Annotated in this window: 23 protein-coding genes and 4 tRNA genes; 13 read left to right on the top strand and 14 right to left on the bottom strand. The window is 65.4% G+C overall.

The genetic code is table 11. The annotated features are described in order from the left end of the window. Positions 1 to 13: 13 nt before the first annotated feature. The 8 genes from DFR67_RS02370 to DFR67_RS02405 form a co-directional block, all read right to left on the bottom strand. Positions 14 to 1,138 carry a glycosyltransferase family 4 protein gene (locus DFR67_RS02370; protein WP_110467767.1) on the bottom strand — a complete coding sequence of 375 codons (1,125 nt, stop codon included), beginning with the start codon at positions 1,136 to 1,138 and terminating at the stop codon, positions 14 to 16. After that, positions 1,135 to 2,055 (bottom strand): phosphatidylinositol mannoside acyltransferase, encoded by a 921-nt coding sequence (locus DFR67_RS02375; protein WP_110467768.1) that lies wholly within the window; start codon positions 2,053 to 2,055, stop codon positions 1,135 to 1,137. The genes DFR67_RS02370 and DFR67_RS02375 overlap by 4 nt, the downstream gene beginning before the upstream one ends. Next, complete coding sequence (gene pgsA / locus DFR67_RS02380) at positions 2,052 to 2,714, bottom strand: phosphatidylinositol phosphate synthase (RefSeq protein WP_110467769.1); 663 nt, start codon at positions 2,712 to 2,714, stop codon at positions 2,052 to 2,054. Before pgsA ends, DFR67_RS02375 begins: the two co-directional genes overlap by 4 nt. Before the next feature lie 36 nt (positions 2,715 to 2,750). After that, on the bottom strand, positions 2,751 to 3,323 hold the full coding sequence (locus DFR67_RS02385; protein ID WP_110467770.1) for an ATP adenylyltransferase: 573 nt from the start codon (positions 3,321 to 3,323) through the stop codon (positions 2,751 to 2,753). Beyond that, positions 3,320 to 5,398: a threonine--tRNA ligase gene (gene thrS, locus DFR67_RS02390; RefSeq protein ID WP_245937665.1), complete on the bottom strand. Its 2,079-nt coding sequence runs from the start codon at positions 5,396 to 5,398 to the stop codon at positions 3,320 to 3,322. Before thrS ends, DFR67_RS02385 begins: the two co-directional genes overlap by 4 nt. 125 nt (positions 5,399 to 5,523) lie before the next feature. Then, entirely contained in the window at positions 5,524 to 5,907 is a 384-nt protein-coding gene (locus tag DFR67_RS02395; protein ID WP_110467909.1) for a TIGR02611 family protein, read from the bottom strand. A gap of 134 nt (positions 5,908 to 6,041) precedes the next feature. Next, positions 6,042 to 7,337 carry an acyl-CoA dehydrogenase family protein gene (locus tag DFR67_RS02400; protein WP_110467772.1) on the bottom strand — a complete coding sequence of 432 codons (1,296 nt, stop codon included), beginning with the start codon at positions 7,335 to 7,337 and terminating at the stop codon, positions 6,042 to 6,044. Beyond that, complete coding sequence (locus DFR67_RS02405; protein ID WP_110467773.1) at positions 7,334 to 8,473, bottom strand: acyl-CoA dehydrogenase family protein; 1,140 nt, start codon at positions 8,471 to 8,473, stop codon at positions 7,334 to 7,336. Before DFR67_RS02405 ends, DFR67_RS02400 begins: the two co-directional genes overlap by 4 nt. Before the next feature lie 151 nt (positions 8,474 to 8,624). On the opposite strand from DFR67_RS02405, the gene DFR67_RS02410 reads away from it, so the two are divergent. The 3 genes from DFR67_RS02410 to DFR67_RS02420 all read left to right on the top strand — a co-directional run bounded on the left by DFR67_RS02410 (position 8,625) and on the right by DFR67_RS02420 (position 10,353). Next, a complete protein-coding gene (locus tag DFR67_RS02410; RefSeq protein ID WP_110467774.1) occupies positions 8,625 to 9,251 on the top strand; it encodes a DUF2461 domain-containing protein in 627 nt (208 codons plus the stop codon). Between the two features lie 227 nt (positions 9,252 to 9,478). Further along, positions 9,479 to 10,042 (top strand): recombinase family protein, encoded by a 564-nt coding sequence (locus DFR67_RS02415; protein ID WP_110467910.1) that lies wholly within the window; start codon positions 9,479 to 9,481, stop codon positions 10,040 to 10,042. Continuing rightward, positions 10,039 to 10,353, top strand: coding sequence for a hypothetical protein (locus DFR67_RS02420; RefSeq protein ID WP_110467775.1), 315 nt, complete (start codon positions 10,039 to 10,041; stop codon positions 10,351 to 10,353). The genes DFR67_RS02415 and DFR67_RS02420 overlap by 4 nt, the downstream gene beginning before the upstream one ends. A 151-nt stretch (positions 10,354 to 10,504) precedes the next feature. On the opposite strand, the gene DFR67_RS02425 is transcribed toward DFR67_RS02420, so the two are convergent. Next, a tRNA-Val gene (locus DFR67_RS02425) sits at positions 10,505 to 10,576 on the bottom strand. Positions 10,577 to 10,799: 223 nt separating this feature from the next. On the opposite strand from DFR67_RS02425, the gene DFR67_RS02430 reads away from it, so the two are divergent. The 5 genes from DFR67_RS02430 (at position 10,800) to DFR67_RS02445 (ending at position 11,955) form a co-directional block, all read left to right on the top strand. Continuing rightward, positions 10,800 to 10,872, top strand: a tRNA-Gly gene (locus DFR67_RS02430). A gap of 19 nt (positions 10,873 to 10,891) precedes the next feature. Next, positions 10,892 to 10,965: transfer RNA gene (locus DFR67_RS02435), tRNA-Cys, on the top strand. 32 nt (positions 10,966 to 10,997) lie between these two features. Continuing rightward, a tRNA-Val gene (locus tag DFR67_RS02440) sits at positions 10,998 to 11,072 on the top strand. Positions 11,073 to 11,168: 96 nt separating this feature from the next. Next, positions 11,169 to 11,372, top strand: a complete 204-nt coding sequence (locus DFR67_RS30895; protein WP_211324912.1) for a hypothetical protein — start codon at positions 11,169 to 11,171, stop codon at positions 11,370 to 11,372. 49 nt (positions 11,373 to 11,421) lie between these two features. Beyond that, positions 11,422 to 11,955: a GNAT family N-acetyltransferase gene (locus tag DFR67_RS02445; RefSeq protein ID WP_211324913.1), complete on the top strand. Its 534-nt coding sequence runs from the start codon at positions 11,422 to 11,424 to the stop codon at positions 11,953 to 11,955. Between the two features lie 65 nt (positions 11,956 to 12,020). On the opposite strand, the gene zapE is transcribed toward DFR67_RS02445, so the two are convergent. Beyond that, on the bottom strand, positions 12,021 to 13,034 hold the full coding sequence (zapE, locus tag DFR67_RS02450) for a cell division protein ZapE (protein ID WP_110467777.1): 1,014 nt from the start codon (positions 13,032 to 13,034) through the stop codon (positions 12,021 to 12,023). 34 nt (positions 13,035 to 13,068) lie between these two features. On the opposite strand from zapE, the gene DFR67_RS02455 reads away from it, so the two are divergent. The 3 genes from DFR67_RS02455 to DFR67_RS02465 all read left to right on the top strand — a co-directional run bounded on the left by DFR67_RS02455 (position 13,069) and on the right by DFR67_RS02465 (position 16,857). After that, a complete protein-coding gene (locus DFR67_RS02455) occupies positions 13,069 to 13,833 on the top strand; it encodes a dihydrofolate reductase family protein (protein WP_110467778.1) in 765 nt (254 codons plus the stop codon). A gap of 26 nt (positions 13,834 to 13,859) precedes the next feature. After that, entirely contained in the window at positions 13,860 to 15,506 is a 1,647-nt protein-coding gene (locus DFR67_RS02460; RefSeq protein WP_245937666.1) for an alpha/beta hydrolase, read from the top strand. 73 nt (positions 15,507 to 15,579) lie between these two features. Next, a complete protein-coding gene (locus DFR67_RS02465; protein WP_245937667.1) occupies positions 15,580 to 16,857 on the top strand; it encodes a glycosyltransferase family 87 protein in 1,278 nt (425 codons plus the stop codon). Position 16,858: 1 nt separating this feature from the next. Here DFR67_RS02465 and hemQ read toward each other — a convergent pair whose 3' ends face one another. The 3 genes from hemQ to hemE are packed head-to-tail and all read right to left on the bottom strand — an operon-like array spanning position 16,859 to position 20,022. After that, a complete protein-coding gene (gene hemQ / locus DFR67_RS02470; protein WP_110467912.1) occupies positions 16,859 to 17,554 on the bottom strand; it encodes a hydrogen peroxide-dependent heme synthase in 696 nt (231 codons plus the stop codon). Positions 17,555 to 17,614: 60 nt separating this feature from the next. After that, positions 17,615 to 18,976 (bottom strand): FAD-dependent oxidoreductase, encoded by a 1,362-nt coding sequence (locus tag DFR67_RS02475; RefSeq protein WP_110467779.1) that lies wholly within the window; start codon positions 18,974 to 18,976, stop codon positions 17,615 to 17,617. Beyond that, positions 18,973 to 20,022: a uroporphyrinogen decarboxylase gene (gene hemE, locus DFR67_RS02480; protein ID WP_110467914.1), complete on the bottom strand. Its 1,050-nt coding sequence runs from the start codon at positions 20,020 to 20,022 to the stop codon at positions 18,973 to 18,975. The genes DFR67_RS02475 and hemE overlap by 4 nt, the downstream gene beginning before the upstream one ends. 118 nt (positions 20,023 to 20,140) lie before the next feature. On the opposite strand from hemE, the gene DFR67_RS02485 reads away from it, so the two are divergent. Both DFR67_RS02485 and DFR67_RS02490 read left to right on the top strand, forming a co-directional pair. Next, on the top strand, positions 20,141 to 20,734 hold the full coding sequence (locus tag DFR67_RS02485) for a DUF3000 domain-containing protein (protein ID WP_110467915.1): 594 nt from the start codon (positions 20,141 to 20,143) through the stop codon (positions 20,732 to 20,734). A gap of 10 nt (positions 20,735 to 20,744) precedes the next feature. Beyond that, positions 20,745 to 22,058 carry an HRDC domain-containing protein gene (locus tag DFR67_RS02490; protein WP_110467780.1) on the top strand — a complete coding sequence of 438 codons (1,314 nt, stop codon included), beginning with the start codon at positions 20,745 to 20,747 and terminating at the stop codon, positions 22,056 to 22,058. Between the two features lie 22 nt (positions 22,059 to 22,080). Here the strand turns inward: DFR67_RS02490 and dxs are convergent, their stop codons facing one another. Next, entirely contained in the window at positions 22,081 to 24,048 is a 1,968-nt protein-coding gene (gene dxs, locus DFR67_RS02495; RefSeq protein WP_110467781.1) for a 1-deoxy-D-xylulose-5-phosphate synthase, read from the bottom strand. Positions 24,049 to 24,055: the final 7 nt, after the last annotated feature.

Consider the following 24,055-nt stretch of genomic DNA (forward strand, 5'->3'; position numbering starts at 1 on the left):
GGGTCGATACAGATCAGTCCGAGACGACGACCTTGCCGGCCGCCACGGTCACGGTGTCGTAGACGCGCAGTATCTGGTCGGCAACCTGTGACCAGTCGTACATTCCGGCGCGGATGCGCGCGCGCTCGACCATCGCGGCGCGACTCTCGTCGTCGCCGAGGGCGGCGATGATCCCGTACGCCAGCTCGTCGGAGTCGCCGACGTCGACCAGAACTCCGGCCCGTCCGTCGTCGAGAACTCGGCGAAAAGCATCGAGCTTGCTCGCCACCACTGCCGCGCCGGCGGCCATGGCCTCGACGAGCACGATGCCGAAACTCTCGCCGCCGAGGTTGGGCGCACAGTAGACGTCCGCAGATCGCAGAGCACGGGCCTTCATCTCGTCATCGACCTGACCGAGGAAGACCATGTGATCGGCCAGCTCGCCGGCCTTTCCGCGAAGCGTCCGCTCGTGTCCACCGCCTACGACCAGCACCCTCAGATCGGGATACCGCGCCACCACCGCCGGCAATGCCTTGAGCAACACGTCCATGCCCTTGCGGGGCTCGTCGTAACGCCCGAGGAACAGGACGGTCCGACCCGGGTGCGGGTAGCCCTCGAACGGTTCCGCGTCCGAGAACGCATGCGTGTGAACACCATTCGGGATCTCGACTGCGTCGGACCCGAGGGACTCCATCTGCCAACGCCGCGCCAGTTCGGAAACCGCTATCTTACCCGCGATCCGTTCGTGGTACGGACGCAAGATGCCTTGGAATACGCTGAGCAACAACGACTTCGTGGTCGCGGCGTGAAAGGTCGTGACGATCGGCCCCTGTGCCACCATCAGCGACATCATCGAGATACTCGGCGAGTTGGGCTCATGTACGTGAAGGATGTCGAAGTTCTCTTCACGAATCCAACGACGCAGACGCGCATACGCTTTCGGACTGAAGTTCAACCGGGCCACCGACCCGTTGTAGGGAAACGGCAGCGCTTCACCCACCGACACCACGTACTCCGGTAGTTCGGTGTCCTTACCGGACGGCGCGAGAACACTCACCGTGTGACCGCGATTGATGAAGACCTGCGCGAGCTCCATGACGTGGGCCTGCACGCCGCCGGGAACATCGAAGGAGTAAGGGCAGATCATCCCGATCTTCATCCGGCCGCCTCACCTTCGATACGCCGACGCCGGGTGTCGGACCAGTCGGCTTCCCAGAGTGGCTGCAGCATGTGCCAGTCCTGCGGGTGTGCCGCGATATTGGTCTCGAACTCGTTCGCCAGCAACTGCGTGGCGGCCGCGACTCCCCCGGAGGTGTCCAGCGGACCGGACAATCGAAATCGGGAGGTGTCCGGACCCGTGAACCAATGATGAACCGCGATCAGGGCGGCACCCGTATCGATCGCCAGCTTGGCCGGGCCGGCAGGCATTCGGGTGGGCTCGCCGAAGAATGTGACGGGCACCCCGTGTTCGGCCAGGTCCCGTTCTCCCAGCAGACAGACGACTCCCCCGGCCCGGAGACGGTTCGCCAACTGCCCGTAGGGTGGCTGCTCGCCTCCGCTGAGCGGAAAGATCTCGAAACCCAGGGACTCGCGATAACGAACGAATCGCTCGAACAGCGACTCTGGAGACAGTCGTTCGGCGACAGTCGAGAAACTGCCGACGTTCTGCACGAGCCAGACACCGGCCATGTCCCAGTTACCGCTGTGCGGAAGCGCCAGCACCACGCCCTTGCCTGCCGAGAGCGCGTCGTCGAGCAGCTGGTGATCGGGCGCCGGTAGGTCGACCCGTGCCGCGGCAAGCGCAAAATCCATGGTCGGGAGCCGAAAAGCCTCACGCCAGTACCGGGCATAGGACCGCATCGACTCGCGCATCAACGAGTCCGGGACCTCGTCGGGCGCACAGCCCACCACGCGCGCCAAGTTCTTCCGAAGCTGCGCGGGGCCGCCGTTTCGGCCGCCGACGAAGTCCCCGGCCCGATCGAACACGTTCCGTGCGAGTGACTCCGGGAGCAGGCGCACCAGCGACCAGCCGGCTGCGTAACCGGCGTCCGCCAGCCGCTCGCCCACCGAACTCACGCGGTGGTTCCGTCCTCGTCCCCGACGGGAGCGGGGGCGGCGATGGGTTGCAGATCGGTGGCGCCGGGAGACTTGTAGACCGACCACATGCGCTGGAAGACGGTGATCACGCTGCCCACCGCCAACAACCACATCGCGATGTGGATCGCCCACGACAGACCGAGACCGGTCAGACCGGTACCGACGAGAACGATGATCAGGCGATCAGGGCGTTCGATGAGTCCGCCATCGCCATTGAGTCCACTGGCCTCGGCACGGGCTTTCGCGTACGAGATCACCTGCGAGGTGACCAGGCAGATCATCGTTGCGACGAAGAGCTGTTTGCTCGGCTCCTCGACCAGGCACCACCACCCGAGCCCGGCGAAGATCGCGCCGTCGGCCAGCCGGTCGCAGGTGGAGTCGAGCACAGCACCGAACTTTGTGCCGCCACCACGAGCCCTGGCCATCGCGCCGTCGAGCATGTCGAACATCACGAACAACCAGATCACGAGGGTGCCCACGAAGAGGTATCCCATCGGGAACAGCGTCACCGCAGCGGCGATGGTCGCGGTGGTCCCGATCATCGTCATCGCATCCGGGGTGAGGCCTGTCTTGATCAACGCACGCCCGAGCGGCAGCGTCACCTTGGACACCGACGCCCGGCCCAACACGCTCAACATGGCTTGCCGCTCAACATGGATTCAGCATGCTCTCCATCAACCTTCCAGCCTCAACCAGGCCTGTGCGAGCAGACCTCTGGTGTCGCGCAACAGCTGCGGCATCACTTTCGTCTCGCCGACCACGGTGATGAAGTTGGCATCGCCGCCCCACCGCGGGACGACATGCTGATGCAGGTGCTCGGCCAGCGATCCGCCCGCTGCGGCTCCCAGGTTCAGCCCGACGTTGAACGCGTCCGGGTTGGACACGGACTTGATCGCACGGATGGTCTTCTGTGTGAAGTCCATCAGCTCCCTGCTCTCGGCCTCGGTGAGATCCTCGAGATCGGCGACCTGTCGGTAGGGCACGATCATCATGTGGCCCGGGTTGTACGGGTAGAGGTTGAGCACTGCGTACACCGATTCGCCACGCGCGACGATCAGGCCCGCCTCGTCCGACATCGTCGGGATGTCGAGAAACGGGTGCACCGACTTGGCCGACGACGACTCGTCACCGGACAGTGGGGCCGCCGTGATGTACGACATCCGATGCGGGCTCCACAATCGCTGCAACCGATCGGGATCGCCGGGCCCCTCGTCGCGGAGGATCCCGGGGCCGTCGGCCGAGGTCACGGGGCCTCCCCACCCGCGGGAACCTGGCGAATCGCTTCGATCAGGTCGGCGGTCGGGGATTCGTTGCGCCGCGCGGCCGACCAGTCGGCGATCAGCGTCACCGCCTCTGCGACCGGCACCCCGTTGACCTGGGTGCCGTCACGGAACCGGAAGCTCACCGCCTCCGCTTCCACGTCGCGCTCCCCCGCCAGCAACATGAAGGGCACCTTACCCGTGGTGTGGTTCCGGATCTTCTTCTGCATCCGATCGTCGGAGGCGTCGACCTCCGCGCGCAGTCCCCGATCCCGCAGTTGTGACACAACGGTTTCCAGGTGCGGGACAAAGGCGTCGGCGACGGGGATACCCACCACCTGCACCGGTGAGAGCCAGACCGGGAACGCGCCTGCATAGTGCTCGGTCAGAACTCCGAAGAAGCGTTCAATCGATCCGAAGAGCGCCCGGTGGATCATCACCGGCCGATGCTTGGATCCGTCGGGGCCGGTGTACTCCATCTCGAACCGCTCCGGCAGGTTGAAGTCCAGCTGAATGGTCGACATCTGCCAGCTGCGCCCCAGGGCATCCTTGACCTGCACCGAGATCTTGGGCCCGTAAAAGGCGGCCCCACCCGGATCAGGGACCAATCGAAGGCCCGACGCCTCGCCGACCTCCGCGAGGGTTGCGGTCGCCTCATCCCAGATCCCGTCGGACCCGACGGACTTCTTCGGGTCGCGGGTGGAGAGTTCGAGGTAGAAGTCGTCGAGCCCGTAGTCCTTGAGCAGGCCCAGCACAAAGTTGAGAGTTGTCGTCAGCTCGCCGCGCATCTGCTCTTTGGTGCAGTAGATGTGGGCGTCGTCCTGTGTCATACCGCGCACCCGGGTGAGTCCGTGGATGACACCCGACTTCTCGTAGCGGTACACCGACCCGAACTCGAACAGCCGCAACGGCAGCTCGCGGTACGAACGCCCACGGGCGTTGAAGATCAGGTTGTGCATCGGGCAGTTCATCGGCTTCAGGTAGTAGTCCTGACCTGGTTTGCGTACGGCGCCGTCCTCGTCCAGTTCGGCGTCGAGATGCATCGCCGGGAACATGCCGTCCTTGTACCAGTCGAGGTGGCCGGAGATCTCGTACAGATTGCCTTTGGTGATGTGGGGGGTGTTGACGAACTCGTACCCCTCGTCGATGTGGCGGCGACGCGAATAGTCTTCGAGCTCCTTGCGGATGATCCCACCCTTGGGGTGGAACACCGGCAGGCCCGATCCGAGTGCATCGGGGAAGCTGAACAGATCGAGTTCGGCACCCAGCTTCCGATGATCCCGTCGTTCGGCCTCGGCGAGGAGTTCGAGGTAGGCGTCCATCGCCTCGGCCGATTCCCACGCAGTGCCGTAGATCCGCTGTAGGTCGGCGTTGTCCTGGTTGCCGCGCCAATACGCGGCAGAACTGCGGGTCAGCTTGAACGCGGTGATGTATTTCGTCGTCGGCACATGGGGTCCACGGCACAGATCGCCCCAGATCCGTTCGCCTGTGCGCGGATTGAGGTTGTCGTAGGCGGTGAGCTCACCGCCGCCGACCTCCATCACCTCGGGATCGTCCGCCGAACCCTTGTCGTCGACCAGCTCCAGTTTGTACGGCTCGCCCGCCAACTCGGCTTTCGCCTCGTCGACCGTGCCGTACACCCGCCGCGAGAAGCGCTGACCGGACTTGATGATCTGCTTCATCTTCTTCTCGAGCGCGGTCAGATTTTCCGGTGTGAACGGCTGATCGACATCGAAGTCGTAGTAGAAGCCGTTCTCGATGGGAGGGCCGATCCCCAACTTCGCCTTCGGGTCGAGTTCCTGGACGGCCTGGGCCAGCACATGGGCCGCGGAGTGCCTGATGACGCTGCGGCCGTCTTCGGTGTCGGCGGCGACGGGTTCTACGATCGCGTCCTCGGCTGGTGACCAGGACAGATCCCGGAGTGCGCCTCCGGCGTCACGGACCACGACGATCGCGTCCGGGCCCTTGTTCGGGTGCCCGCTTTCGCGCAGCGCCGCGCCCGCGGTGGTCCCGGCCGCCACCGTGATCGTGGCAGCGGGCAAGACAACTGGGTTCTCGGACACCTGGAAAGCTCCTGTCGACATAAAACCGCCACGACCGGATCGGCCGAGCTGGCTCATCAGTCCATGATGTTAGTGCCGCGCGCGTGAGCGTCCCACGTCCGGTGGTACCGCGGCATGTCCGCTTTCTACAAAATCGGGCTTTGCAACCACGACCAGTCGATCCCGACCCAACCGCCGACCAGGCCCAATGCGCCCAGCAGCCACAACGTCGCGAGTACGACAGCGCAGGTGAGCAGACCCAGTAGTGCCTGCACGGTCCAGTGCTGCTCTTTGACCCAATCCATCCACAGGTCGTACTTTCCCCGGGCGAACTTCAGCAAGCGGTGTGCCCATTCGAACTCCGACGCGAGAATGCCCAATCCGGCGAATACGATCAGCCAGCCGGGGCCCGGGTACGGGATCAGAACGAGTCCGCCGACCAGTACCGCTGCCCCGACGACCCCGACCACGCAACGATAGATCAGGTTGAGCTTCTTCTTGTCGCGAATCTCGTTGCGCTTGTTGGAGATTGCCGCAAGAAAGCCCGTGGCTGGGCGGTTGCGCTCGACGTCGACACCGGCTTCATCAGGCACTGCAGCGTTCCTTCGTCCGAAGTTGAGCGATCACGAACTCTCCCCGACAGACTACGGAATACCCGGCCGGGCTAGGTCGCCGACCGGTTCTTCGGAACGTCCCGGAATGCGAGCCCGACGTCGTGTGTGTGCTCTCGCGGCATGCCGAGAACGCGCTCACTGATCGCATTGCGCGCCATCTCGGTCGTGCCGCCCGCGATGCACGACACCTGCTGCATGAGGTAATCGGTGCCACGCTCGACCACCGCTCCGTCTGCGGAATCCCACGCGGCGCCCGACGCCTGGGTGAACTCGTAACCGATGGAGGTCATGCGCGTGGCAGCCAGACCCGACATCAACCGGGCAATGCTCGCCGACTGGTCGGAGATGGATCTCGAGGCGATTCCGTGACCGATGCGCTCACCGAGCGCCGCCTTGACGACGTCGAGCATCTTGGCCTCCCCGAGAAGGTCGCGGCTGATGGGGTCATCGAGCCGGCCGGCGTCCCGTGCGACCTCGAAGAGCTCGGTCACCCGGGATCCGCCGCGTGAGCCGCCACCGGGCAACGTCGTGTAAGGCGAGTTCGACGCCATCCGCTCATGGAACATCCATCTGGTTCCGACCTTCCAGCCGTCATCGACCTGGCCGACGCGATCGGTGTCCGGAACCCTGACATCTGTCAGGTATTCCTGGCAGAACTCCCTCGAACCACTGAGCATCTCGATTCTGTGTACCTCGATCCCCGGGGCCTTCAACGGGAGCATGAACACCGTCAACCCGCGATGCTTGGGCACGTCCCAGTTGGTCCGGGCCAAGCACAGGGCCCAGTCGGACCACCACGCGCCCGTCGTCCAGATCTTCGACCCGTTCAGAACCCATTCGTCGCCGTCGCGGACGGCGGTCGTCAGGGCGGCGGCAACGTCCGAGCCACCGCTGGGTTCGGAGAGGAACTGCATCCAGATCTCCTCACCGCGCAAGATGGCGGGGATGTGTTCCAGCTTCTGTTCTTCGGTACCGAAATCCATCAGCACACCGACGCAGGGGGCGAATGTCGGCGACTGCAGGCGGGCCGGGTATTCGTAGCCCGTCATCTCGTCGTTCAATGCCCGTTGATGGGCCGTGGTCAATCCCTGACCGCCGTATTCGGGCGGGATGCACAGGCCGGCGAAGCCTGCGTCGAACAGCTTCCGTTGCAGCGTGCGTTCATGCTCGACGTGGGCGAGTTCGTCCTCGTCGGCCCCCTCGTCCCTGAGGACGCCGATGTGGGCGGCAGGGTCGGCTCGCTCGAGGTTCTCCTGGATCCAGGCGCGCGCCCGGGCCCGGAAGCTGTCGACCGATTCAGCCGGATCCGACTCCGCGGCACGCACATCGACCTGCTGTGTACTCACGCACTGACCTCCTGGCGCTCGACGATGTCGGCGAGTTGCTGTCGATGTTCGGCGGGTGTCCCGAAGTTCGATCTGTTTGCCGCGGCGCGGCGTGCGAACAGGTGCAGGTCGTGCTCGAAGGTGACGCCGATACCTCCGAAGATCTGCACGCAATCCTGCATCAGTTCTCCGCCGTGGCCTCCGACATAGGCCTTGGCCGCGCTGACCAGTTCTGCGGCGTCAGCAGAGTCGGCTGCGACTGCGGCCGTGGCTTTGTCGGTGATCGCGTGACTGGCCTCCAGCCATGCCTTCATGTCGGCGAAACGGTGCTTGAGCTCCTGATACGACGCCAACGGGCGCCCGAACGAGTATCGATCGAAGGCCCATGCCAGGGTCATCTCGAACGCGGCCTGCAGGGCGCCGACCGATTCGGCGCAACCGGTCACGATCGCGATGTTGCGACCGTGCTCGACGTCCTCGTGGGCTTGGCCCGCAACACCGACGAGCGCGCTGGCCGGCAGACGCACCTGGTCGAACTCGACCACCCCGTAGCGACGGGTGACATCGATCGACGTCAGCGCGCGCACTTGCACCCCGTCGGCATCGCGAGGCACGAGAACCTGAGACACGCCGGCCCCGGTACGCCCGGTGACCAACAGGCTCTCCGCCGTGCCCACCGCCTCGACCGGACGTTTGGTCCCCTGCACGATCACCTCGCTCCCGTCGACCTCGACCGATACGGCGGGCGCGGCCGCCGTCGATTTCGGATTGGGTTCGCTCACACACCATGCTGCCGTGGACGTTCCGGCGATCAGCGACTGCAGCAATCCTGCGCGGGTGTCCACCGGGTTCCTGCTCAACATCGCGATCACCACATTCGTCGGTATCAGTGGACCGGGCGCGGCATGCCGGCCGAACTCGTGGGCAATCAACGACAGATCCTCGAGACCCGAGTCGCCGATGATCCCGCCACCCTGGTCCTCGGGCGCCAGCAGGCTCGTCCAGCCCAGTTCCGCACCTCGCCGCCAGTAGTCGACGCCGAATCCCCTGGATTCGCCACGAAGGCGGCGAAGTTCGGCGGGCGGTACCTGCTCGCGAAGAAATTTTGCGGTGTTGTCCCTAAAGAACTCCTGATCGTCCGTCAGCTCCAGCAACATGGGCGTGAATGTCCTAACCTCGGTCGACCTGCGAATACATAAATCTCTCGCAGCGAGAATATTATTCTCATCCGGATTCCATTAGTAGCCTCTTCGGGCCTGCCGAGGCAAGCAGAACTACCCCGATCCACCTCGAACGTACGATCTGGCGATGAGTTTTCAGGGATTTCCCGAGGCCGCGCTGGACTTCTATGACGACTTGGAGCAGGACAACTCCAAAGCCTTCTGGGAAGCACACAAGGAGACGTACCGTCTTGCCGTGGCAGACCCGATGAACCAGCTCGTCGAGGCGCTGGGCGAAGAGTTCGGTCAGCCCAAGGTGTTCCGCCCCTACCGCGACGTCCGGTTCGCGAAGGACAAGACCCCATACAAGACACATCAGGGAGCATTCGTCGCCGTCGGACCGGCCACCGGTTACTACGTGCAAATCGGCGCACCCGGAGTAAAAGTCGCCGTCGGTTATTACGAGGCCACACCGGAGCGACTGGCGAACCTGCGTGCGGCGATCAACCACGATCTCCACGGACCCGCACTCGAGGAACTCATCGACGCCCTACACGTGGACGGGTGGGAGATCGGTGGCAGTGCCCTCAAGACCGCACCCCGCGGGTGGGACAAAGACCATCCACGAATTTCGCTACTGCGCCACAAAACCCTCACCGCTTCACGGGACTACGGATTCCAAGACTTCATCCACAGTCCGGCACTCGTCGATCGCATACGCGCGGACTGGAGGTCGGGCACCCCTCTTGTCGACTGGGCGCTTCGCCACGGATGATCCGGGTGCAATCTGCCCTCGAATATTGCGACACTCTCAAATTATCGTCTCGATATGGCAGGCAACAACGCTGCGTTTGTTCATGTGCTGAAGTGGACTTATCAGCGAGTCGTCGATGGAGTTGTCGCGAAATTCATCGCGCGCGCCGACATTTGAAACCACTATCTCAATAGTTTTGCGATAGCGTGATGATCATGAAACCAGGTACGACCACGGCGAGCCCCGGCATGTTGCTGGGATACGCCCGCGCAGGTGCCGGGCGCCGCAGCCTCGAGTCCCAGATCGACGAGTTGACCGATGGGGGTGTCGAGCCGAATCGGATCTACAGCGACAACATCGCCGACCTCACCACCGCACGCCCGGGCCTTTCCGCCCTGCTCGACTACGCGCGAGCCGGCGACACGACCGTTGTGGTCGGTATCGACCGGCTCGGGCGCACCATCGACGAAGTGTTCGTCACCGCGAGGGAACTTGCCCGACGCCACATAGGTATCCGCTCACTCGACGAAGGTGTCGACTCGACCGAGGTGGCAGGCGGAATGATCGTCGGCGTGCTCGCCTCGCTGGCCGAGTTGGACGACGAGAACCGGTCGGTGAGGCAGTCGAGGGCCACGCATCCCCGTCCGGACAGCACCGCAGTCGGTCGACCGCGCGCACTGGACGACGATCAAGTCGCGTTGGCCGAACGCATGCGCGCCCGCGGCGACTCGGTCCCCACGATCGCCACCCGACTGGGGGTCAGCCGAGCGACGCTCTATCGATCCCTGGCAGAACGGAGGTCGGTGCGGTGACAACCATCGAACCCGACCTCCCCGAACTCGACATCGTCACGCCATACGGTGTCGCGACCCGCCTACCGACCTCGTTTCCGCTCATAGATCCGGAATTGGACGTCGCGCTCGACCACGACCTGTTCCAGCAAGGTTTCGACGACGCGCTCACCCGACTGGAGTCGATGCCGACACCCTGGGCGCACCATTTTGCGACACTGACGATGGCAGCCGAACCTGATCTCACAGCGCACGAACCGAGCTATATCCGCGGATACCGAGCGGCGCTGTACGGGTATCTCCGACACGGGAATCGACAATCACCACGGTGAACACCTGGTGCCCACGAGAGCAGAAGCGGCCCGAGCCACTCGGCGTCGACCTCACACTCGTCGAAGCAGGTCCGCACCGCATGTAGCGGGGGCGGCCGAAGTCGATGGGCCGTTCGATCATCAGAACAAATTCCACGCCTACGGGGCGGAGTGGTCCCGGCTGGGATCGAACCAGCGACCTTCCCGGTGTGAACGGGACGCTCTTCCACTGAGCCACGGGACCGCGCATCACACCCGACGAAGCCGGGGTCTGCGACCGGAAGACATTAACACGCTCACCCCGTCCGGATACAAATCGCCGACGGGTCGGCCACCGAACCTGCCGCCGTGGCCGACCCCACGTCACACATGCTCGGGCGTAGGCCTGTGACCAGCGGATTTGTTGCTTTGCCAGTACGTCCGATAATGTTCAGCACCGCAGCCAGAGAGCAACAATCTGGCAGCGTGCGGATGTGGCGCAGCTGGTAGCGCATCACCTTGCCAAGGTGAGGGTCGCGGGTTCGAATCCCGTCATCCGCTCGGAGATAGTTTTCACTGTGGCGGTGTGGCCGAGTGGTGAGGCAACGGCCTGCAAAGCCGTGCACACGGGTTCGATTCCCGTCGCCGCCTCCACTAGTTCAGATTCGACAACTAAACACAGTCTCGCGCGATTAGCTCAGCGGGAGAGCGCTTCCCTGACACGGAAGAGGTCACAGGTTCAATCCCTGTATCGCGCACCAGCTCACGACAGAAATGACCCGGCATCCGGCGGGTCATTTCTCATGTCCTGAGCACAGAGCACCGTCCGATCCCCGGTACCCACCTCAGGAATGCACATGAACGACAGCCACGACCGCGATGCGCTCCGCTTCACCCTTGGCTGGGTCAGCACCCACGACTACGCTGTCAGCGGTAGCCAGGTCTTGCTCGAACTACTGCCGATCACTCGCACGCACACCGACATCGTCGAACGCGAAGAGGCGCTACACCGTGCGGCCCGTCGCATCACCGCTGCCGATCAGGTGTTGGCCTCTGTCTGACAGGGACCAGCACACCTCCCCTGCAGGCCCGAGCGGAACACCCGCCTCGGTGACCCTCACGACCGATCCGGCCGACGCGGACGAACTCGCCGCCGTCGCGGCCCTCACTTTTCCTCTCGCATGCCCGCCTGAGCTGAGCGCCACGGACGCCGCACACTTCGTCGCCGACAATCTCTCGACGCACCACTTCCGGTCCCACCTCGCTGACCCGGACAGTCATGTTTTCAAGGCCGTCGAACCCGAGTCCAGCGCGATCGTGGGTTACGCGCTGCTCCTCGACGGCGAGCCCACCGATCCCGATGTGTGCGAGGCGATCACCGCTCGTCCACTGACGATGATCTCGAAGATGTACGTCTTACCGGGCTTCCACGGTCGCGCCGTGTCGGCAGGACTCATGGACGCTGCGCTCTCACACGGCCGTACGCGCCACAGCGCGCTGGTCTGGCTCGGTGTGAACGAGCAGAACGTACGTGCCCAGCGCTTTTACGAGAAGATGGGTTTCACCGTCATGGGCCGCAAATCGTTCATAGTCAACGGCAAACGGTGTAGCGACTACGTGCTCGCCCGACCGCCTGCCGTCTGACCGAAGTGCTCCGCCTGAGTCAGGCCCTGAGCACTTCTCCGCGAATCGTCTTCTGTGCCGCGAACCTAGCTCTTCTCCGCGAACCTCGACAGCGCCAGCAGCCGCGAGGTGGCCCGGAGATACTTCTTCCGATATCCGCCGGAGAGCATCTCCTCGGTGAAGATCTCGTCGAGCTTGGAACCGGACACCATCAGAGGCGTACCCGCGTCGTACAGGCGGTCGGCGAGAACCACGATGCGCAGAGCGACGGTCTGGTCGGCTGCCGGATGCACGCCTTCCACACAGGCCAGCGTGACCCCCTCGACAAGCGCCTTGTACTTGGACGGGTGGAGCTTGGCCAGGTGGGCGCAGAGGTCGTCGAAGTTGTCGAGCGTCGCGCCGGGCGTGCTCTCCGCCAACGCCTCGAGTTCGGCGTCGGTGTGGGGATCAGGTGCCGGGGGCAGGTCACGGTGTCGATAGTCCGGACCGTCGACCCGGATTGCCTCGAAGACCGCCGACAGTTTCTTGATCTCGCGCAGGAAGTCCTGGGCGGCGAAGCGCCCTTCTCCGAGCTGGCCCGGAAGCGTATTGGACGTCGCCACGATCGAGACGCCCTTCGCGGACAGTTCGGTGAGCAGACGAGAGACCAGCATCGTGTCGCCTGGATCGTCGAGTTCGAACTCGTCGATGCACAGCACCGAATGGTTCGACAGTCGCTCGAGGGCGTTGACGAACCCCAACGCGCCCACCACATGCGTCACCTCGACGAACGTCGCGAATGCCTTGGGCCCCGGCATCGCGTGGTAGATCGACGCCAGCAGGTGGGTCTTGCCGACGCCGAAGCCGCCGTCGAGGTAGAGACCGAGGCCTGCCGTCGGCGTCGATTTCCTGCTGAACAGGCCTTTTTTGCCACCTTTGATCTTCGTGGCGCGCTCGACGAAGTTGCGCGCGGCCGTGACCGCCTGCGCTTGACTCGGCTCGTTCGGGTCGGGGATGTACGAGTCGAAACTGACCTCGTCGAACATCGATGGCGGGACCATCTCACCGATTAGGGCCTCGGGTGCGACCTGCGGCGTGCGGTCACTCAGACGTGCTGGCATGCGCAGAGCCTAACGATGCGATCAGAATGACTCTGTGCACCCACTGTTGAAAGCGACTCAGCTCACAGACCGCGAAGCCTCGACGCCACTGACCGATGCAGAGCTGGCGGAGATGTACGCCTATCCATCCGGCCCGCCGACCGGCGTGGTCGTGCGCGCGAACATGGTCGGTTCGATCGACGGCGTGGCGACAGTCGACGGACGATCTGGTGGCCTCGGAGGCCCCGGCGACAAACAATTGTTCATGGTGTTGCGAGCGCTGGCGGACGCCGTCGTCGTCGGCGCCCGCACGGCGTTCGCCGAAGGTTACGGTCCGGTGCAACCGCACGCGTCACTCGCAGACCTACGGCAGCGATCCGGGCAAGCACCGACAGCGAAGCTGGTATTGCTCAGCAGTTCACTGTCCATCCCCACCGACGACCCGCTGCTCGCCGACCCCGAGACGGTCGTCGCGACCTGCACCGGCGCGCCCGCTGACGCCCGGTCCCGGCTGATCGACGCCGGCGCAACGCTCATCGACTGCGGGGACGAAAACGTCGACCCCACCGCGCTCACCCGACATCTCGCAGGCATCGGTGCCTGGCGGGTGCTCTGCGAGGGCGGCCCGTCCCTGTTGGGATCGCTCGTCTCCGCCGATCTGCTGGACGAATTGTGTATCACCGTGAGTCCATTGCTGACCGCCGGCGCAGGAAAACACATCACCGCGGGTGACGGCGTCGCCCACCCGATGCGACGTACGCATGTCCTCGGGGACGACGAGGACTACCTGTACATGCGGTGGGTGCGCGAGCAGCGTTGAGGCAACGCGCCAGTACCCTCGCCGGTATGCCTCTCGCCGGTACACGCCGACGCCTTCGGGTGCCCTTCGAACACCGGTTGCCGGTATCCGCTCGCCGGTCTCCGGCGTCGGCACCCCGGTCTCCGGCCCGCCGTTTGCCTGTCGCGTTGCTGCTCGTGGTTGCTGTTGTCACCGGGTGTTCCGCAGGGCCCGACCCCGGGCCGGATCTCGTGATCGACGAGGGCAACGGCGCCGGCCCGCCGCCGACCACGGTGCCGCCACCTCCGGAGCTGACCGCACCGACCAGCGATCTCGATTGGTCCGATTGCGCGGCCGACACCCGGCAACGGTTCGGTACCGCAGCATTGCCCCCAGGCACCACCCTCGACTGTGCGACGTTCGACACCTCGGTGACGCCCGGAACCCAGAGCATCGACACCGTGACCGTCGCGGTGATGCGGGCCAAGACTGCCGACACGCCGCCGGACGCCGCGCCCCTCATCCTGAGTTCGGGCACCGACATCGCTTCTGCGAGAACACTGGTGTCGCTGGCGCAGGGCGGCGGCGCCGCAATGCTCGACGCGCACCCCGTCGTCGCGATCGACCGGCGAGGAACCGGCGAGTCGACCCCCCTCGATTGCATGACCAACCTCGAACGCAGCACGTTGCTGACAAACGGGTTCAGCACGAACTCCACCGACAACCCCGCCCGCGAGCAACGACTCACCGCAGCAGGCACCTCCGCGTCCGACGGTTGCACCGAGACACTGAGCCCCCACCAGGTGCAGTTCACCGCCAACAACGCCGCCGCAGATATCGAGACGCTGCGCGGGATCTGGGGCGTCGACCACGTCGGACTGATCGGCGTCGGCGAAGGTGCAGGCGTCGCGCTGGCCTACGCGGGGCTCTACACCGACCACCTCGGTCGACTCATCCTCGACACCCCTGCCCCCTACCGGGTGAACGCTCAGGTCACCGCGCAACAGACGGCCGACGGGACCAACGCAGCGTTGCGAACCTTCGCCGACCAATGTCGGGCGTTGAGCTGTTCCCTGGGCGCCGACCCCGCCGCGGCCATCGCAAGCCTTCTCGAGCGGGCACGTGCCGGGGACGTCGACGGTCTCTCCGACACCGACATCCTGTTGGCGCTGACGACCACGATCGCGGTGGCCCCCGGAGACAGGACGGCCGTCATCACCGCCGCCGCCGACCTGCTCTCATCCGCCGATGCCGGGGACGTGGGCCCGTTGCGCGCTGCGATAGCCCAGGCCCGCCAGTTGCGCGGTGGCGACGGACAACTGCTGTCTCGATGCAACGACACCACCGAGCCCGTGGGCCAGAACCAGATCGCCGGCCTGCTCGACGAGTGGACCAAGCTGTATCCGCTGACAGGCCTCAACTCAGCGCTGGGGTTGCTGCGATGCAACGGCTTCCCGTCCGGAGATCAGCCCCCGACCCTCGGCGAGCTCCCGGTTCCGGTGTTGATGTTTCGCGGCGCGGGAGACCCGATCACCGGACCTGTGGCCACCGACGGCATCAACGGCGCCCTGATCGGCGCAGGGGCCGCCTTCTCCACCCTCACCTGGGAAGGACTCGGTTATTCGGTCCTGGCGCACTCGGACTGTGCCGGTGAAGCCGCCATTGCGTACACCCGCTCCGCGGAGCCACCCGCCCAAGGTGCCTGCCCGGCCTGACGACCATGTCGAATGTCCGTATCTTGCCGGTGTCGGACGCTGGGCGTGCGCCCGTCCGTAGTACGGTTCGGCAGTGCCGAACAATGACACCACCCCGCCCGAACCAGTGAACTCACCGCAACCGACCGTTGCCGACCGTGTCCTGTTCCCGCAGGTGGACATCGGTCAAATCGTGTCCCTGGTGCTCTGGCCGGTCGCGATCCTGATGGTGTTCCAGCGGTCGGTGATCCTCGGGGTCAACGGCGACCGGACCGACGACTTCGCACCGGTGTATCGCGCGGCGCTCGCATTTCTGCGCAGTGAACCGGTGTACACCGAGAACTACAACACCGTCGATCCGCACTACCTCTACCCACCATCGGGTTCGATGCTGATGGCGCCCCTGGGCTATCTCGACCCCGAGCGCGCCCGCTGGCTGTTCATCTTCGTCTCGGTCGTCGTCCTGGTCCTGTGCGCCTACCTGATCACCCGGATGTTCGGCTATTCGCTGAAATCTCCGGTAATGCCCGTCGTGCTCTTCGTGTTCTTCCTGTCGGAGACCGTCGCACACACCCTGATCTTCGTGAACTTCAACTCGTTCGTGTTACTGGGCGAACTGGCGTTCATGATGCTGGCACTCAAGCACAAGGATCTGTGGGCCGGCATTCCGCTGGGCATCACATTCGCCGTCAAACCGGTACTGGCCGTCTTGCTGCTGCTGCCGTTGCTCAACCGCCAATGGAAGGTGTTCATCGGAGCCGCCGGTGTCCCGATCCTGCTGACCGCGATGGCATGGCCTTTGTCCGCCGACCCCGGGTCGTTCATCACACGCACCGCGCCCTACCTCTTCGAGGCCCGGGACTACTACAACAGTTCGATCGTCGGCAACGGTGCCTACTTCGGCGTGCAGACATGGCTGGTGGTGCTGCTGCGCATCGCGTTCGTCCTGATGGCCGCGTTCAGCCTCTGGTTCCTGTACCGCCACTACCGCAAGACCGATGAATTGCTGTGGCTCGCCACCTCGTCGGGGGTTCTGCTGTGTACCTCGTGGCTGGTCGGCTCGCTGGGCCAGGGCTACTACTCGATGTTGCTGTTCCCCTTGCTCATGACCGTCCTGATGCGCGGGTCGACGATGCGCAACTGGCCGGCCTGGCTGGGCGTGTACGGGTGCTTCACCTTCGACGCCTTCTATTCCGACCGCTGGGAGGCTTTCGGTCGGGCCGTCGAGTACAACAAGGTCACCTGGGGTTGGTCGCTGCTGATGATCTCGGTGTTCTGTGTGTTGCTGTTCCGGTACCTCGACCTTCGCAAGACCGATCAGGTCGAGGTCACCGGCAGCTCCACCCGGCCGGCAGCACCGGCCGGGGTATAGCTCAGGGCAGAGCGGCGATCAGCTGGTCGACCTCGACGCGGGGCCCCGTGAAGAACGGGGTCTCCTCGCGCACATGCATCCGGGCTTCGGTGGCGCGCAGATCACGCATCAGGTCGACGATCCGGTGCAGCTCGGGTGCTTCGAACGCCAGCAACCACTCGTAGTCGCCCAACGCGAACGACGACACCGTGTTGGCACGAACATCCTTGTAGCCGCGGGCCTGCTTCCCGTGGTCCGCCAGCATCTGACGACGCTCGGCGTCGGGTAGCAGATACCACTCGTACGACCGCACGAACGGGTACACGCAGATGTACTTGCCCGCCTCTTCGCCTGCGAGGAAAGCCGGGACATGGCTCTTGTTGAACTCTGCGGGTCGGTGCAGCGCCACATTGCTCCACACCGCGGTGCTCGCTTTGCCCAGGACCGTGGTCCGGCGGAAGTCGGCATACGCGGCCTGGATCTGCTCGACCTCTTCCGAATGCCACCAGATCATGAAATCGGCGTCTGCGCGCAGGCCCGAGACGTCGTAGATCCCCCGAACCACCACGCCTTTGTCGGCCAGCGATTCGAAGAACGACCGCGCATCGGTCACTGCCGCGGTCCGGTCATCTCCGAGTTCCCCAGGGCGCACGGAGAACACAGAGAACATCAGGTAGCGGACGGTGGCATTGAGTTCGGCATAATCGAGGCGGGTCATGGATTTCATACTGCCACCCGAGGCGGGCTCGACCTGCGTGCAGGTGGACCTGTCAGAGCCTCATCCCGCGAGATCGGCGACGAGCAGGCGAGCGACGGTCTCAGCACGCCCGATGCATGCAGGTACCCCCACGCCGCTGTAGGTCGCGCCTGCCAGCACGAGCCCGGTGGGCCGGTCCCGATCGACCGTGGCGACGAGATCGGCATGTCCCGGGGCGTAACGCGGAATACCTCCGGGCCAGCGTTGCACCACGGCGTCCCGAAGCCGCGCACGTGCGTCGCCCTCTCCGGTCAGCGCCATCACGGTACTCAGATCGGTTGTGGCCCAATCGATCAACTGCCGGTCATCCACGCCGGACACTCCGGCGCCGTAGCGGCCGAACGATGCCCGGACCAGCGCGCCACCGGTGGCGAGATGGTCCCATTTACGAGAACTGAAGGTGAATGCTTTTGCGCGGACCACGGTCTCGTCCCCGGCCACGAGGACACCCGACAAGTGCGGTAGCTCGACGCCGGTGTCGAGGGCCATCGCCACCACCGCAGAACCCGATACGTCGACCCCGGCCAGCGGGTTCGCGATCTGGTCCACCGAGGCGAAGATCTCTGCGGTCACCGGCGCCGGTAGGGCGCACACCACACCGTCGAACGATTCACCATCGACCGACCAGCCGCGGTTCGTCCGGCGGACCTCGCCCACCGAGGTGCCCGAGCGTACTGTCGGCGCCCCCTGCCGCAGGAGTTCGTCCACCAGCACCGGGTATCCCCCGCGCAACGCACCGAACACCGGACCCACTCCGGCCGCGGCCCCCAGCAGCCCCGTGACGGCTGCCGACAGACTGGGGGCACCCGCATCCAGACGCATCGCCAAGGCCGGCATCACCGCCCGCAATCCCAGATCATCAGAGCGCGCCGAGTACACACCCGACAGCATCGGATCGACGCTACGGTCGACCACCGATCGTCCGAAGCGGTCTCCGACCAGTTCGCCGATCGAGATGTCCTGACCGGCCCGCCATCGCAGTGCACGACTGGGTTCAGTCGCCATCAATCGCATATCACCGGGCTCGACGAGGTGGGACACGGTCGCCGGGTCGGCGGGGATGCCCATGAGCGTGGGCCGCGCCACCGGATGCAGCGTCGCCTGCGACAAAATATTCGGTCCCAGGGTCCCCGGATGCACCAGCAGACCGGTCAGGCCCAGCTCGTCGACCAGTGCAGTGGCCTCCGGTCGCCGCACGAGGAAGGCCTCGGCCCCGACGTCGACAGACGTTCCACCGACCTCGGCGGCGTGCAGGGTCCCACCGAGAAGGTCTGACTTCTCGATCAACTCGATCACAGCCGAGTCGCCGAGCAGCCGGCGCAGGCGATACGCCGCGACCAGCCCTGAGATGCCGCCCCCCAGAACCGCAACCCGTGGGGTCACAGGGAGTGCACCAACTCCACCACCCTGGTCAGCACCGTCGGATCGGTCGGGGGCAAGACACCATGGCCGAGGTTGAAGATGTGCCCGATCGCGCCGGCGTCAAGGGCCCGGTCGGCCTCGGCGGCGATCCGGCGGACCTCACGCTCGACGACCTCCCACGGCGCAAAGAGGGTTGCCGGATCCAGATTTCCCTGGAGAGCCTTTCCCGGGCCGACCCGGCGGGCGGCCTCGTCGAGCGGGATGCGCCAGTCCACACCGACCACGTCGGCACCGGCGGTACCCATGTCGTGAAGCAACTCCCCTGTCCCGACGCCGAAATGGATACGGGGTACGTCGTAAGCAGCCAACTCGGCGAAGACCCGCGCCGAGTGGGGCCGCGCGAACGTGTTGTAGTCGGCCACCGACAACGCACCGGCCCAGGAATCGAACAGTTGAAATGCGTCGACACCGGCGTCGAGCTGGACCTTCAGGAACGCGATCGTGATGTCGGCGAGCTTCCCGACCAGTTCGTGCCAGACGGCAGGATCGGAGTACATCAGCGCCTTGGTGTTCTCGTAGTTGCGGCTCGGGCCACCCTCTACGAGATAGGACGCGAGGGTGAACGGCGCACCCGCGAACCCGATCAGGGCCGTGTCCCCGAGCTCTGCCTTGAGCATCGTCACCGCACGCGAGACCGCACCGACGGCGTCCGGGGTGAGCAGGGGGAGCCTGCGAATGTCTTCTCTGGTGCGAATGGGCTCGGCGATGACCGGGCCGACCCCCGACACGATGTCCAGGTCGACGCCCGCGGCCTTGAGCGGGACGACGATGTCGGAGAAGAGAATCGCGGCGTCGACACCGTGCCTGCGTACCGGCTGCAGCGTGATCTCGCAGACGAGTTCGGGATCGAAGCACGACTCGAGCATCCCGCGTCCCACGCGGATCTCGCGATATTCCGGCAGGGAGCGGCCTGCCTGCCGCATGAACCACACGGGGCGACGATCGGGTCGCTGCCCGCGGGCGGCCGCGACCAGCGGCGAGAGGGCGCGGGCATGTTGTTGAGTCATCATCCGACATGCTGCCATGACCACGCCCCTGGCCGTGAAGGCCCACCGCCTGCGGCGACCGCAGATCGACTCGGCGCGCCTCCGCAGCGTCGGCACGGCGGGGCCCTACGGTCGAATGGTGACCACATCCGGAGCGTCGACCGAGCCTGCGGTTTTCCGCAGCGCGATCGAATCGATGCATGCGGCCAAGGTCCGGTCAGAGATCGAACTCGGCAGCATTCGTCCCCCTCAGCGCCTTGCGCCCTACAGCTATGCCGTCGGCGCCGAGGTGACCCAACCAGAAGCCGACGACGTCGCCACCGATTCCGACGGCACCGCATTCGGCCGCCTGATCCTGCTCTACGACCCCGACGGTCACGAGGCCTGGAACGGAACGATGCGGTTGGTGGCGTTCATCCAGGCCGAGGTCGAAGCCGTGCTCGCTGCGGACCCACTGCTACCCGAGGTGGCCTGGAGCTGGTTGACCGAGTCCCTCGAGAAGTCCGAGCACGTGGAGATCACTGCGCTCGGGGGCACTGTCACCTCCACCACGTCGGTACGCTACGGCGACATCTCCGGGCCCCCACGAGCACACCAGCTCGAATTGCGGGCGTCATGGACAGCCACCACCGATGAACTGAACGGCCATGTGGAGGCGTTCTGCGAAGTGCTCTCCCTCGCCGCGGGCCTGCCACCATCCGGTGTCACGCGGCTCGGGTTCGCCGAAGCGTGAACCCATCCACATGACCGAATCAACCGAGCCTCCGCCGCCGGCTGACGTCGGCACCTCCCCCATCGACGACGATGTACCCGCGGTCGGCGATGCACCTGCGGTCGATGACGGTCCCCCGCCGATACCTCTCACCGAACCGGCCGACGGCGTTCCGCCGGTGCTGACCACCCCCGCCGAGTTCGCCGAGGCGGGCCGCGTACTCGCTGCGGGCACCGGACCCATCGCCCTCGACACCGAGCGGGCCTCGGGCTTCCGGTACTCCGGGAGGGCCTATCTCATCCAGATCCGGCGGACCGGCAGCGGTTCGATGCTCATCGACCCGATCGATCATCCCGACGCCCTCGGCCCGATCGCAACGGCGCTCGACGGCCCGGAGTGGATTCTCCACGCCGCAGACCAGGACCTGCCGTGTCTGCGCGAGCTGGGCTTCCGGTGCGCCGCGCTCTATGACACCGAACTGGCAGGCAGGTTGCTCGGGATCCCCAAGGTGAATCTCGCGGCGATGGTGGAGCACTTCCTCGGGCTCGGTCTCGTCAAGGGTCATGGCGCCGCAGACTGGTCGCGACGTCCACTTCCGGCCGATTGGCTCAACTACGCGGCCCTCGACGTCGAGGTCCTCATCGAACTCCGAGACGCGGTACAGGCCGCTCTGGTCGAGGCCGGTAAAGAGACCTGGGCGGCGCAAGAGTTCGCTGCCGTCTTGGCCAGGCCTGAACCCGCGCCGCGTCCGGACCGGTGGCGGCGTGTGTCGAAGATCCACACGATCAAATCGCCCCGCACCCTGGCGGCAGTTCAGCAGTTGTGGATTGCCCGCGAGGATGTCGCACGTCGACGCGACGTGGCGCCGGGCCGGATCCTGCCTGATTCGGCCATCGTCGCGGCAGCGGTTGCGGATCCGAAAACCCTGGACGAGTTGTACAAACTGCCCGTCTTCGGAGGCCCGCGCCAACGCCGGCAGGCCGGGCGGTGGATGTCGGCACTCGAGACGGCGCGGCGCCTACCCGACTCCGAGCTCCCCCCTCGACGACCCCCGAGTACCGGGCTGCCCCAGGTCAATCGGTGGGAAGCCAAGTCGCCCGAGGCCGCAGCGCGGCTGACCGCAGTGCGTGCGGCGCTGACAGCGCTGGCCGGCGAGGTGAACACCCCGGTGGAAAACCTGCTGCAGCCCGAACTCGTCCGACAACTCTGTTGGGACGACGTACCGTCGGCAACTCCAGAGGCCGTCGCCGCGCGGCTCGCAGACGGTGGCGCACGGCCCTGGCAGATAGAAGTTACCTCAGCCGTGATCGCCGGCGCCCTCGCGGCAGCCCCACCGGCGGAATAAGAAAGTCCGCGCCGCGAGGCGTCTACTCAGGAAGGGCCTGTTGATCCGAGGCCTGCCTCGAGTCCTTCTCTCCGCGGCCTAGTTCGTTCTCATCCGATGACGACAATGGCGGTTGCATACCCGACACCATCGCTGTGATCGCACGAGCGACGTCCTGGGCGGTGAGGCCGAGTCGGTCGAGGATCTGGTTACGGGAGGCGTGTGCGAGGAACTCCTGCGCGATGCCCACGTCGCGAACCGGTGTCACCACCCCGGCATTGCGCAGTTTCTCGGATACCGACGAGCCCACGCCGCCGTGGACTCCACCGTCTTCGACGGTGACGACGAGGCGGTGTGCGCCGGCCAGTTCGACGATCGATTCCGGCACGGGCAGTACCCACCGGGGGTCGATCACCGTGGCCCCGATCCCCTGTTGGGCGAGGCGGGCGGCAGTGTCGAGGGCGAGTGAGGCGAAGGGACCGACAGCGACGATCAGCACATCGGCGTCATCGCCACGTGAGGGCTTGAACAGGACATCGATGCCGTCCTCGAGGCGTTCGATGGCTCGGATGTCCTCGGGCACCGCACCCTTGGGGAAACGAAGCGCGGTCGGCCCGTCGTTGACGTCGAGGGCTTCGGCCAGCTCTTCACGCAGCCGCACCGAGTCCCGCGGGGCCGCGACCCGCATCCCCGGCACGATCGCCATGAGTGAGAGATCCCACATGCCATTGTGACTGGGCCCGTCCGGACCGGTGACACCCGCGCGGTCGAGGACGAGTGTCACGGGTTGCCGGAGCAGCGCCACATCCATCAGCAACTGATCGAACGCGCGATTGAGGAACGTCGAGTAGACCGCGACCACCGGATGGAGTCCGCCCAGAGCCAACCCGGCTGCCGAGGTCAGCGCATGCTGTTCGGCGATCCCGACGTCGAACATGCGGTCGGGAAAGCGTTCACCGAACGCTGCGAGACCGGTCGGACCGGCCATGGCTGCGGTGATCGCGACAACGTCCTTGCGACGGCTACCCGCCTCGATCAGTGCCGCCGAGAACACCGATGTCCAGTCGGGCGCGGGCACGCTGGTCGATTTGCCGGTGGCCGGGTCGATGATCCCCGTGGAGTGCATCTGATCGGCAACGTCGTTCTCCGCGTGGTGATAGCCCATGCCCTTGCGGGTGACGGTGTGCACGATGACCGGCCCCCCAAAGGATTTGGCGCGTTGCAGTGCGCTCTCCAACGCCGTCTGGTCGTGTCCATCGACGGGACCGACGTACTTGAGGCCGAGGTCTGTGAACATCGCCTGTGGGGCGATCGCGTCCTTCAGGCCGGTCTTGAGCCCGTGCAACGCCGAATACGCCAACTCACCGAACAGCGGGAGCTTGAGCACAGCACGTCGGCCTTCGTCGAGCACACGCTCGTACCCCGGTTGTAGTCGTAGCCCCGACAGGTGGCGGGCGAAGCCGCCGATCGTCGGCGCATACGAACGGCCGTTGTCGTTGACCACGATCACCATCGGGCGATCGCCGCCTGCGATGTTGTTGAGCGCTTCCCAGCACATCCCACCGGTCAGGGCGCCGTCGCCGACGACCGGGACCACGTGGCGGACCTCGCCCGCCAACTCGAACGCCTTGGCCAGACCATCCGCATACGACAGGGCCGCCGAGGCGTGCGACGACTCGATCCAGTCGTGCTCGCTCTCTGCGCGTTCCTGGTAGCCGGTCAATCCGTCGCGCTGGCGGAGGGTGTCGAAACCGCCTTTACGTCCGGTGACGATCTTGTGGACGTAGCACTGGTGGCCGGTGTCGAAGAGGAGAGCGTCGTGCGGTGAGTCGAAGACCCGGTGCAGGGCCAGGGTCAACTCGACGACGCCGAGGTTCGGTCCGAGATGCCCGCCGGTCGCCGAGACCTTGGCGATCAAGAAATCACGGATCTCCTGGGCCAGCTCTTGAGTCTCCGGGAGGGTCAACTCGCGCAGATCGGATGGCGAATTGACCGAATTCAGCACGCTCATCTCTTCG

The sequence above is a fragment of the Williamsia limnetica genome (genome assembly GCF_003217475.1).
GTDB classification, from domain to species: domain Bacteria; phylum Actinomycetota; class Actinomycetes; order Mycobacteriales; family Mycobacteriaceae; genus Williamsia; species Williamsia limnetica.

Excerpts from the sequence above, each read along its gene's own strand:
- DFR67_RS02370 (WP_110467767.1), bottom strand. The coding sequence starts at position 1,138 with ATGAAGATCGGGATGATCTGCCCTTACTCCTTCGATGTTCCCGGCGGC.
- pgsA (WP_110467769.1), bottom strand. The coding sequence starts at position 2,714 with ATGTTGAGCGTGTTGGGCCGGGCGTCGGTGTCCAAGGTGACGCTGCCG.
- DFR67_RS02405 (WP_110467773.1), bottom strand. The coding sequence starts at position 8,473 with ATGTTGCTGGAGCTGACGGACGATCAGGAGTTCTTTAGGGACAACACC.
- DFR67_RS02410 (WP_110467774.1), top strand. The coding sequence starts at position 8,625 with ATGAGTTTTCAGGGATTTCCCGAGGCCGCGCTGGACTTCTATGACGAC.
- DFR67_RS02415 (WP_110467910.1), top strand. The coding sequence starts at position 9,479 with ATGTTGCTGGGATACGCCCGCGCAGGTGCCGGGCGCCGCAGCCTCGAG.
- DFR67_RS30895 (WP_211324912.1), top strand. The coding sequence starts at position 11,169 with ATGAACGACAGCCACGACCGCGATGCGCTCCGCTTCACCCTTGGCTGG.
- zapE (WP_110467777.1), bottom strand. The coding sequence starts at position 13,034 with ATGCCAGCACGTCTGAGTGACCGCACGCCGCAGGTCGCACCCGAGGCC.
- DFR67_RS02460 (WP_245937666.1), top strand. The coding sequence starts at position 13,860 with ATGCCTCTCGCCGGTACACGCCGACGCCTTCGGGTGCCCTTCGAACAC.
- hemQ (WP_110467912.1), bottom strand. The coding sequence starts at position 17,554 with ATGACCCGCCTCGATTATGCCGAACTCAATGCCACCGTCCGCTACCTG.
- hemE (WP_110467914.1), bottom strand. The coding sequence starts at position 20,022 with ATGACTCAACAACATGCCCGCGCCCTCTCGCCGCTGGTCGCGGCCGCC.
- DFR67_RS02490 (WP_110467780.1), top strand. The coding sequence starts at position 20,745 with ATGACCGAATCAACCGAGCCTCCGCCGCCGGCTGACGTCGGCACCTCC.
- dxs (WP_110467781.1), bottom strand. The coding sequence starts at position 24,048 with ATGAGCGTGCTGAATTCGGTCAATTCGCCATCCGATCTGCGCGAGTTG.